General features: G+C 63.7%; 8 protein-coding genes and 4 tRNA genes. 2 read left to right on the top strand and 10 right to left on the bottom strand.

The features are described 5' to 3' along the window. Window positions 1-131 precede the first annotated feature (131 nt). The 4 genes from TZ03_RS22210 to TZ03_RS22195 all read right to left on the bottom strand — a co-directional run bounded on the left by TZ03_RS22210 (window position 132) and on the right by TZ03_RS22195 (window position 582). A tRNA-His gene (locus TZ03_RS22210) sits at window positions 132-207 on the bottom strand. A gap of 44 nt (window positions 208-251) precedes the next feature. Beyond that, window positions 252-336 (bottom strand) — tRNA-Leu (locus TZ03_RS22205). A 52-nt stretch (window positions 337-388) separates the two neighbouring features. Continuing rightward, window positions 389-464 (bottom strand) — tRNA-His (locus TZ03_RS22200). A 41-nt stretch (window positions 465-505) separates the two neighbouring features. Beyond that, window positions 506-582 (bottom strand) — tRNA-Arg (locus TZ03_RS22195). 288 nt (window positions 583-870) lie between these two features. Between TZ03_RS22195 and folD the strand changes: the two genes are divergently transcribed. Next, window positions 871-1,725 carry a bifunctional methylenetetrahydrofolate dehydrogenase/methenyltetrahydrofolate cyclohydrolase FolD gene (gene folD, locus TZ03_RS22190; protein ID WP_051100428.1) on the top strand — a complete coding sequence of 285 codons (855 nt, stop codon included), beginning with the start codon at window positions 871-873 and terminating at the stop codon, window positions 1,723-1,725. Between the two features lie 186 nt (window positions 1,726-1,911). On the opposite strand, the gene TZ03_RS22185 is transcribed toward folD, so the two are convergent. From TZ03_RS22185 to TZ03_RS22160, 6 genes are read right to left on the bottom strand one after another with little or no spacing between them, the layout of a single operon-like run. After that, window positions 1,912-3,651, bottom strand: coding sequence for an ABC transporter substrate-binding protein (locus TZ03_RS22185; RefSeq protein ID WP_051100427.1), 1,740 nt, complete (start codon window positions 3,649-3,651; stop codon window positions 1,912-1,914). A gap of 39 nt (window positions 3,652-3,690) precedes the next feature. Continuing rightward, entirely contained in the window at window positions 3,691-3,963 is a 273-nt protein-coding gene (locus tag TZ03_RS22180; RefSeq protein ID WP_051100426.1) for a DUF2160 domain-containing protein, read from the bottom strand. 12 nt (window positions 3,964-3,975) lie between these two features. Then, entirely contained in the window at window positions 3,976-4,776 is an 801-nt protein-coding gene (locus tag TZ03_RS22175; RefSeq protein ID WP_013971876.1) for a carbohydrate ABC transporter permease, read from the bottom strand. A gap of 3 nt (window positions 4,777-4,779) precedes the next feature. Continuing rightward, window positions 4,780-5,643 carry a carbohydrate ABC transporter permease gene (locus TZ03_RS22170; RefSeq protein WP_051100425.1) on the bottom strand — a complete coding sequence of 288 codons (864 nt, stop codon included), beginning with the start codon at window positions 5,641-5,643 and terminating at the stop codon, window positions 4,780-4,782. After that, on the bottom strand, window positions 5,640-6,749 hold the full coding sequence (locus tag TZ03_RS22165) for an ABC transporter ATP-binding protein (protein WP_051100424.1): 1,110 nt from the start codon (window positions 6,747-6,749) through the stop codon (window positions 5,640-5,642). The genes TZ03_RS22170 and TZ03_RS22165 overlap by 4 nt, the downstream gene beginning before the upstream one ends. Next, window positions 6,749-7,843 carry an ABC transporter ATP-binding protein gene (locus TZ03_RS22160; RefSeq protein ID WP_051100423.1) on the bottom strand — a complete coding sequence of 365 codons (1,095 nt, stop codon included), beginning with the start codon at window positions 7,841-7,843 and terminating at the stop codon, window positions 6,749-6,751. The genes TZ03_RS22165 and TZ03_RS22160 overlap by 1 nt, the downstream gene beginning before the upstream one ends. 223 nt (window positions 7,844-8,066) lie before the next feature. Here TZ03_RS22160 and TZ03_RS22155 point away from each other — a divergent pair, with 223 nt between their 5' ends. After that, window positions 8,067-9,815, top strand: a complete 1,749-nt coding sequence (locus TZ03_RS22155; RefSeq protein WP_051100422.1) for a sigma-54-dependent Fis family transcriptional regulator — start codon at window positions 8,067-8,069, stop codon at window positions 9,813-9,815. The last annotated feature ends 9 nt before the right edge of the window (window positions 9,816-9,824 follow it).

Below are 9,824 nucleotides of genomic sequence, written 5' to 3'. Positions count from 1 at the left end.
AACAAATGTGGGAGCGGCCTTGTGCCGCGAAGCGCCGCGCGGGCGGCGCTCGATCTCACAGGCACCAGAGCACTCAAGCCATAAAAACAAAAAGGCGCCCGGTTTCACGACCAAGGCGCCTTCTGAAAATATGGGGTGGACGATGGGAATCGAACCCACGACAACTGGAATCACAATCCAGCGCTCTACCAACTGAGCTACGCCCACCATATTGCGGTCTTGCGATGTTGCGGTACAGCCCTACAGAAGCATGGTGCGGACGAAGAGACTCGAACTCTTACAGCTTGCGCCGCTGGAACCTAAATCCAGTGTGTCTACCAATTTCACCACGTCCGCGTAACGCTTAAAACAAAGGCGCCAGATGCTATCGAGGCGCCTTTGAAGAATATGGGGTGGACGATGGGAATCGAACCCACGACAACTGGAATCACAATCCAGCGCTCTACCAACTGAGCTACGCCCACCATATTGCATTACAGCCTACTTGCTTGCCAAAGCTGCCTAATGGCGCACCCGGCAGGACTCGAACCTGCGACCATCCGCTTAGAAGGCGGATGCTCTATCCAGCTGAGCTACGGGCGCTTAAGCTTGAAGCCTAACCGAACGAGACTTTTAACAGATACTGCCAATTAACAGGTAACTGCTAAACCACTCATTCTGCCCGACTTCGCCAACCAGTGCTAGGCTGTGCCCGACAAGTGCGGCGAATCTTATAGGCGGCCCTGGTGGTCGTCAACTCCTTTTTCAAAAAAATTTAATTTATTTAAGGGCTTAGGGGATTTGCCCGACCACCCGCCTTTGCCCTTGGGCCGTGTCGTGCGAGAATGCGCCCTCTTTATTGTTTCCTTCTCGATGGTTAATCACGCGTCTATGACTGCACACCTAATCGATGGCAAGGCGATCGCCGCCAGCCTGCGCCAGCAGATCGCTCAACGTGTCGTGGAGCGTCGCCAGCAAGGCCTGCGTACCCCAGGCCTGGCGGTGATCCTGGTCGGCACCGACCCCGCCTCCCAAGTCTATGTCTCGCACAAGCGCAAGGACTGCGAAGAGGTCGGCTTCATTTCGCAGGCGTTCGACCTGCCCAGCGAAACCACGCAGCAGGCCCTGACCGAGCTGATCGACCGCCTCAATGACGACCCGGCCGTCGACGGCATCCTGCTGCAGCTGCCGCTGCCGGCGCACCTGGACGCCTCGCTGCTGCTCGAACGCATTCGCCCGGACAAGGACGTGGACGGCTTCCACCCGTACAACATCGGTCGCCTGGCCCAGCGCATCCCGCTGCTGCGCCCGTGCACGCCGAAGGGCATCATGACCCTGCTGGAAAGCACCGGCCAGGACCTGTACGGCATGAACGCAGTGATCGTTGGTGCCTCCAACATCGTTGGCCGGCCGATGGCCATGGAGCTGTTGCTGGCCGGCTGCACCGTGACCGTCTGCCACCGCTTCACCAAAGACCTGCCCGGGCATGTCGGGCGTGCCGACCTGGTGGTCGTGGCTGCCGGCAAGCCGGGCCTGGTCAAGGGTGAATGGATCAAGGAAGGTGCCATCGTCATCGACGTGGGCATCAACCGCCAGGATGACGGCAAGCTGGTCGGCGACGTGGTCTACGAGACCGCCCTGCCGCGCGCTGGCTGGATCACGCCGGTGCCGGGTGGGGTCGGGCCGATGACCCGCGCATGCCTGCTGGAAAACACGCTGTATGCGGCGGAAGAGCTGCACAAGTAATACCGCGTGAGATGAAAACGGCACCTCTGGCAGGTGCCGTTTTTTTTGCCTGGGATTTCTCGATGGCTATACCGGCCTCTTCGCGGGCCTGCCCGCTTCCACAGGTGCTGCACAGGCTTCGGAAGCTGTGATTTACCTGTGGGAGCGGGCAAGCCCGCGAAGAGGCCAGCGCGGTATCTCAGCCAGTCACTTCCTCGCCGCCTCCCACGATTTCAGCAGTTCGTCGTAGCTGACCGTCTCGCCCTTGGGCTTTTCGTTGGCAAGCTTGGGCTTCGGCGCCCCCGGCTGGTCGAACCAGTACTGGGCGTCCTTCTCCGGGTTCAGCTTCGGCGCGCAGGTGGCCTGGGCATTGGACCGCTGCAGCCGCTCCATCATCCGATCCTGATCGCGGGCCAGGCCATCCAGCGCCTGTTGCGGGGTCTTTTCGCCACTGGCCACTTCGGCGATGTGGCTCCACCACAACTGCGCCAGGCGCGGATAATCCGGCACGTTGGTGCCGGTGGGCGTCCACTGCACCCGTGCCGGGCTGCGGTAGAACTCCACCAGCCCGCCCAACTTGGGCGCCAGCTCGGTCATGGCCGGGGAGTTGATGTCCGACTCGCGAATCGGCGTGAGGCCAACAATCGTCTTTTTCAGCGACACGGTCTTGGAAGTGACGAACTGGGCATACAGCCAAGCCGCCAGGCGTTGCTTCTCGGGCGTGGACTTGAAGAAGGTCCAGGAGCCAGTGTCCTGGTAACCCAGCTTCATCCCCTCCTCCCAATACGGCCCCTTCGGCGAAGGCGCCATGCGCCATTTCGGCGTGCCGTCGGCATTCACCACCGGCAGCCCGGGCTTGGTCATATCGGCGGTAAACGCGGTGTACCAGAAGATCTGCTGGGCAATGTTGCCCTGGGCTGGCACCGGGCCAGCTTCGGAGAAGGTCATGCCCTGGGCTTCCTTGGGCGCATAGGCGCGCATCCAGTCCACGTACTTCTGCGTGGCGTAGACGGCGGCCGGGCCGTTGGTGTCGCCGCCGCGCGTCACGCTGGAGCCCACCGGGTGGCAGTCCTCCACACGAATGCCCCATTCGTCCACCGGCAGGCCATTGGGCAGGCCCTTGTCGCCACCACCGGCCATGGAGAACCAGGCATCGGTGAAGCGCCAGCCCAGCGACGGGTCTTTCTTGCCGTAGTCCATGTGGCCATAGACGCGCTTGCCGTCGATTTCCTTGACGTCTTCGGTAAAGAACTTGGCAATGTCCTCGTAGGCCGACCAGTTCACCGGCACACCCAGCTCGTAGCCGTACTTCTCCTTGAACCTGGCCTTCAGCTCGGGCCGCTCGAACCAGTCGGCGCGGAACCAGTACAGGTTGGCGAACTGCTGGTCGGGCAGCTGATAGACCTTGCCATCGGGCGCGGTGGTGAAGGAAATGCCGATGAAGTCCTTCAGGTCCAGGGTCGGCGAAGTGTAGTCCTTGCCCTCGTTGGCCATCAGGTCGGTGATCGATTGCACCTTGCCATAGCGAAAGTGCGTGCCGATCAAGTCGGAGTCGTTGACCCAGCCGTCATAGATGTTCTTGTCCGACTGCATCTGCGTCTGCAGCTTTTCCACCACGTCACCTTCCTGCAGCAGGTCGTGGGTCAGCTGGATGCCCGTGATCTCGCTGAAGGCCTTGGCCAGCACCTTGGATTCGTATTCATGGGTGGTGATGGTTTCCGACACCACGTTGATCTTCATGCCGCGGAATGGCTCGGCAGCCTTGATGAACCACTTCAACTCGGCCAACTGCTGCTCCGCTGTGAGGGTCGAGGGCTTGAACTCGTTGCCGATCCATTTTTTTGCCGCGTCCTCGTACTGGTCGGCCCAGGTCGTGCCCTGCACGCTGGCCAGTACCAGCAACGCGGCCAGGGTCAAATGTCGCCTGTTATGCTTGTTGTCGAACATTGTGATCTCCCGTTTCAGTTATTCCACAGGGCCGCTCGCTCAGCCCCAGCGCAGCACCACCACCAGCCAGGCCAGCGACAGCAACGAGGCCACCCACAACGGCCACTCGCTGACGCCGACCACCAGCAAGTGCAGGTAGGCGCTGGCCAGTAGCCCGATGAACAAGCGGTCGCCGCGGCTGGTGACGAGCGGCAGAAAACCGCGTCGCTCCACGCAAGGGCGGCGCAATTCGAGCACAGTCATGCCCAGCAACAGCACGCCAACGGCAGCGAAGAACAGCGCCGTGGGCAAGGTCCAGGCCATCCACTCCATGCCGTGCCCTCCTCACACCCGGCCCAGGGCAAAGCCCTTGGCTACATGGTTACGCACGAACCAGATCACCAGCATGCCCGGCAAGATGGTCAGTACCCCCGCTGCTGCCAGCACGCCCCAGTCGATGCCCGAGGCCGACACGGTCCGGGTCATCACCGCCGCAATCGGCTTGGCATTCACCGAGGTCAGGGTGCGCGCCAGCAGCAGTTCGACCCAGGAGAACATGAAGCAGAAAAACGCCGTGACGCCGATGCCGGAGCCAATCAATGGAATGAAAATCTTCACGAAGAAGCGTGGGAAGCTGTAACCGTCGATATAGGCCGTTTCGTCGATTTCCTTCGGCACACCGGACATGAACCCCTCCAGGATCCACACCGCCAGCGGCACGTTGAACAGGCAATGAGCCAGCGCCACGGCGATATGGGTGTCGAACAGGCCGATCGACGAGTACAGCTGGAAGAACGGCAGCAGGAACACCGCCGGCGGCGCCATGCGGTTGGTCAATAGCCAGAAGAACAGGTGCCGGTCACCGAGGAAGCGGTAGCGCGAGAAGGCATATGCCGCCGGCAGCGCCACCAGCAGCGAAATCAGGGTGTTCAGGCACACGTAGTACAGCGAGTTGATGTAGCCGCTGTACCAGCTGGCATCGGTGAAGATCACCCGGTAGTTGTCGAGGGTGAACGCCTGCGGCCACAGGGTCAGGCCACCAAGGATCTCGGTGTTGCTCTTGAACGACATGTTCAGCAGCCAGTAAATCGGCACCAGCAGAAAGAAGAAATACAGCAGCAGGGCCAGCGATTTGCGCGTGCTCATGGGCTAGTCCTTGTCGGCATGGGTCATTGCTGTGTAGAACAGCCACGACACCAGCAGGATGATCAGGAAGTACACCAGCGAGAACGCCGCCGCCGGGCCCAGGTCGAACTGCCCGACAGCCATGCGCGTGAGGGTCTGGCTGAGGAAGGTGGTGGCGTTGCCGGGCCCGCCACCGGTCAGCACGAACGGCTCGGTGTAGATCATGAAGCTGTCCATGAAGCGCAGCATCACCGCGATCAGCAGCACGTTCTTCAGCTTGGGCAACTGGATATGACGGAACACTGCCCAGCCCGAGGCGCGGTCGATGCGCGCGGCCTGGTAATAGACGTCGGGGATGGCGCGCAACCCCGAATAGCACAGCAGCGCCACCAACGACGTCCAGTGCCACACGTCCATTACCAGTACCGTGAGCCAGGCATCGAACGGGTCGCCGGCATAGTTGTAGCTGACCCCGAGCTTGGCCAGGGTGGCACCGAGCAGGCCGATGTCGGCGCGGCCGAAGATCTGCCAGATGGTGCCGACCACATTCCACGGGATCAGCAACGGGATGGCCATGACGATCAGGCACAGCGAGGCCATGCGCCCCTTGGTCGGCATGGTCAGGGCAATGGCGATGCCCAGCGGGATCTCGATCAGCAGCACGCAGGCGGAATAGATGAACTGGCGCAGCAGCGCATCATGCAGCGCCGGGTCGCGCAGCACCTGGCGGTACCAGTCGGCACCGACGAAATAGCGGTTGGACTGGTCGAAGATATCCTGCACCGAGTAGTTGACCACGGTCATCATCGGCACCACCGCACTGAACGCCACCAGCAGGAACACCGGCAGCACCAGCCACCAGGCCTTGTTGTTCGGCACCTTGTTCATGGCCCGGCCTCCAGCAGCACATCGTCGACGTACAGCATCAGCCACTGTGCCGGCAGGCTGACCCAGGCCTGGGCCACGGGTAGCGGGCGATCCTCGTCCAGGCGCGCCTTGAGCGCGACACCGCCGAGTTCGAGGGTGACGATGCGGTAGGTGCCGAGGTCCTCGACATCCAGCACCCGCGCCGGGTAGGCGTCATCGAACGGGCTGTCCCACAGCTGCACGAACTCCGGGCGGATGCCCACCTGCAGGCGTCCGCCCACGGTCGCCGCCAGGCGCTCGCGCAGGTGCTCTCGCAGATGCCCCGGCAACGCCAGGTGGATATCGCCGAACACTACCCCGTCCGCTTCGGCGCGGACCTCGATCAGGTTCATCCCCGGGCTGCCGATGAAGTAGCCGACGAAGGTGTGCCGTGGTCGCTCGAACAGCTCGCGCGGGGTGCCGAACTGGACGATGCGCCCGCCGTGCATCACCGCGATCTTGTCGGCGAAGGTCGAGGCCTCCAGCTGGTCGTGGGTGACGTAGATCATGGTGATGTTGAACTGCTCGTGGATCTGCTTGAGCTTGCGCCGCAGCTTCCACTTAAGGTGCGGGTCGATCACCGTCAGTGGCTCGTCGAACAGGATCGCCGATACGTCATCGCGCACCAGGCCACGGCCCATGGAAACTTTCTGCTTTTCGTCGGCACTGAGGTTACGCGCCTTCTTGCGCAGCACGGCAGACAGGTCGAGCACCTCGGCAATCTCCTCCACGCGGGTACGCACCCGGGCTTCGTCCAGCCCCTGGTTGCGCAACGGGAAGGCCAGGTTATCGAACACCGTCATGGTGTCGTACACCACCGGAAACTGGAACACCTGAGCGATGTTGCGCGCCTGCGGTGACAGCTGGTTGACCGGCTTGCCGTCGAACAGCACCTCGCCGTGCGACGGTGTCAGCAACCCGGAGATGATGTTGAGCAAGGTCGACTTGCCGCAGCCCGACGGCCCGAGCAACGCGTAGGCGCCACCCTGCTCCCACACATGCTCCAGCGCGTGCAGGGCATAGTCCGCCTCGCTGGTGGGCTGGCGGCTGTAGCTGTGCGCCAGTTGCTGCAGGCGGATTTCGGCCATCACCCTCTCCTTGCCTGGCGCAGCCCCGGGGCCTGCACCAGCGCCCCGGCACTGTCAAAGACGAACAGCTTGTGGGTGGGGATGAACACGCGGATCGGCGTATCCACCTGGTATTCGTGCACCCCCGGCAGGTGCAGGATCATGCGCCAATGTTCGTTGCGCACATGCAGGAAGGTCTCTGAACCGCTAATCTCGGCCAGCTCCACCAACACCGCCAGCTCCAGGTCATCATCATGGGCCGGCACCAGCGTGATATGGCTGGGGCGCACGCCAAAGCGGTAATCGCCCTCGGCGAGCTGCTGCAAATCGGCACTGCGGGCAAAGTGCACGGCCTGGGCCAGGCTCACCTCGTTGCCGTCGATACGGCCAGGCACCAGGTTGATCGGCGGCTCGGAAAACAGCTCGGCGGCCAGCACGCTGCCCGGGCGCTGGTAGACCTCGGCGGTGGGCCCGCTCTGCACGATGCGGCCTTCATGCACCAGGGTGGTAGTGCCGCCCAGTGCCAGCGCCTCGTTGGGCTCGGTGGTGGCGTACACGGCAATGCAGCGGCGCGCAGCGAACAGCTCGCGCAGCTCCTGGCGCAGGCCCTCGCGCAGCTTGTAGTCGAGGTTGACCAACGGCTCGTCGAAGAGGATGAGCGAGGCATCCTTGACCAGCGCCCGGGCCATCGCCGTGCGTTGCTGCTGGCCACCAGACAGCTCCAGTGGCAGGCGCTGCAGGTAGGCTTCGATGCGCAGCATCTCGGCGGTTTCCTGCACCCGCCGGCGGATCTGCGCCTCTGCCATGCGCGCCTGGCGCAACGGCGAGGCGATGTTCTCGTACACGCTGAGGGTCGGGTAATTGATGAACTGCTGATACACCATCGACACGTTGCGCTGGCGCACCGGCACACCGGTCACGTCCTGGCCGTCCATCAGCACCCGCCCGCGGTCCGGGCGGTCGAGCCCGGCCATCAGGCGCATCAGGCTGGTCTTGCCGGCCAGGGTGCGGCCGAGCAGCACGTTGAACGAACCAGGCTCGAAACGCAGCGAAGCATCGACGATCCAGGCCTGGTTGTCGACGTTGCGGCTGACCTGTTCCAGCACCAGGGACATGGCGTGGCCTTTTTGTGGTTGTTGTCTGCCGGGCACAGCCAGTTTCGTGCCAGTCGTGCCCCGCCGCTCTGGCCCGCCAGCTTGGCGGCGGCCCTGGCAGATCGCAGGTTCACAATTGAACACAATCACTGAACAACTGAACACTTGCCGGTTTGACAATGAACAACCCTGGACAACACTGAACAGCGGTCGGCCCATGACAACAATCACACAGGACAGGCCCATGGCCGTATCCGCTTCACCCCATGCCCAACTGATCCAGGCTTCCTGGGCCCGCTGTCGTGAACATGGCCTGCAACCCCAGCACGCGCCGGACTTCGACTGCCTGACCCGGGCCGAGCTGAGCGCCCTGCTGGAGCGGCGCCAGGCGCTGCTGCGCCTGACTCGCGAAGAGGTGCTGCCGCAATACGCGCACCTGCTGGGCAATGCCAGCTACCTGGTGATGCTGGCCGATGCCAGTGGCTGTCTGCTCGACACCTGGGGCTCACGGCGTTTCATCGAGCCACGCCAGCAGCATGGCTTCAGCGCTGGCGCCCACTGGCACGAGCGCGGCGTCGGTACCAATGCCCTGGGCACCGCGCTGGTCTGCGCCGAGGCGATCCACGTTGGCCAGGACGAGCATTTCCTGCGCCAGAACCGCTACCTGTCCAGCGCCGCCGCACCGCTGTTCGACGCCGCGCGGAAGTTGGTCGGCGTGCTCGATGTGGCCAGCGACGGCTACCTGCCGGCCAGCCAGACGCTGGGCCTGGTGCGCATGATGGGCCAGAGCCTGGAAAACCGCCTGATCCTCGCAGAGCATGCCGACCAGTACGCGCAACTGATCTTCAACAGCGCTTCCGACAACCTCGACAGCCCTTGGGCCGGCCTGTTGCTGTTCGATGAGCGCGGGCAGGTGCTGGCCGCCAATCACCGGGCCGACAGCCTGCTCGGCGGCAACCCGCTGCGGCAGAACATCGAGCAACTGTTCCAGTTACCCCTGCAACAGTTGCTCAGCCATCCCCGGCAGCAGCCGTTCGCCCTGCAGGCCACGGGCCGCAACCGCTTTCATTGCCAGTGGCAGCCCGCGCGCAAGGGCACCCACCGCCCCGCTACGGGCAGCGGCGAGCCACGCCTGGAGAAGGCCTTGGCGCAAGCCGGCCTGCTGCTGGAAAAGGACATCCCGGTGCTGGTGCAAGGTGAAACCGGCGTGGGCAAGGAAGTGTTCGTCGACACCCTGCACCGGGCCAGCAGCCGCGCCAGCCAGCCCCTGGTTGCCGTCAACTGCGCGGCGATCCCGGCCGAACTGGTGGAGTCGGAGCTGTTCGGCTACGACAAAGGCGCGTTTACCGGCGCCCACCACAAGGGCAACCCAGGGCTGATCCGCAAGGCTCACCAAGGCATTCTGTTCCTCGACGAGATCGGCGACATGCCGCTGCCCACCCAGGCCCGGCTGCTGCGTGTACTGCAGTCGCGCAGCATCCAGCCGCTGGGCAGCGGCGAACCAGTGGCAGTGGATATCCGCGTGGTATCGGCGAGCAACCGTGACCTGGCCGAAGAGGTACGCGCCGGGCGCTTTCGCCAGGACCTGTATTACCGCATCGCCGGCCTGGCCGTGGTGCTGCCACCGCTGCGCGAGCGCGCTGACCGGCGGCAGCTGATCGAACAAATACATGCCCGCTACCGCGACCCTGGGCAACCCGCGCGGCTGCCTTCGGCCATCATCGACCTGCTCGATCGACACCCCTGGCCGGGTAATTTGCGCGAACTGGTGAGTGTGCTGCAGGTGGCGCTGGCCTTGGCGGGCAACGTGCCGATCGGCGTCGAGCACTTGCCGGCGGGGTTTCTGGCCGAGTCGCAAGTGCCGGTGCTGGTCACGGCCGAGGAGGCCGACCTGCAGGCCTTGGTGGAACAAGCCAATGGCAACCTGTCGGCGGTGGCGCGCGGGCTGGGGATCAGCCGAACCACGCTTTACAAGCGCTTGCGAGAGCAGTGAGCGGCCGCT

This window comes from Pseudomonas sp. 10-1B, assembly GCF_000935045.1.
Lineage (GTDB): Bacteria > Pseudomonadota > Gammaproteobacteria > Pseudomonadales > Pseudomonadaceae > Aquipseudomonas.
This window is presented reverse-complemented; position numbering and strand designations above follow the sequence as displayed.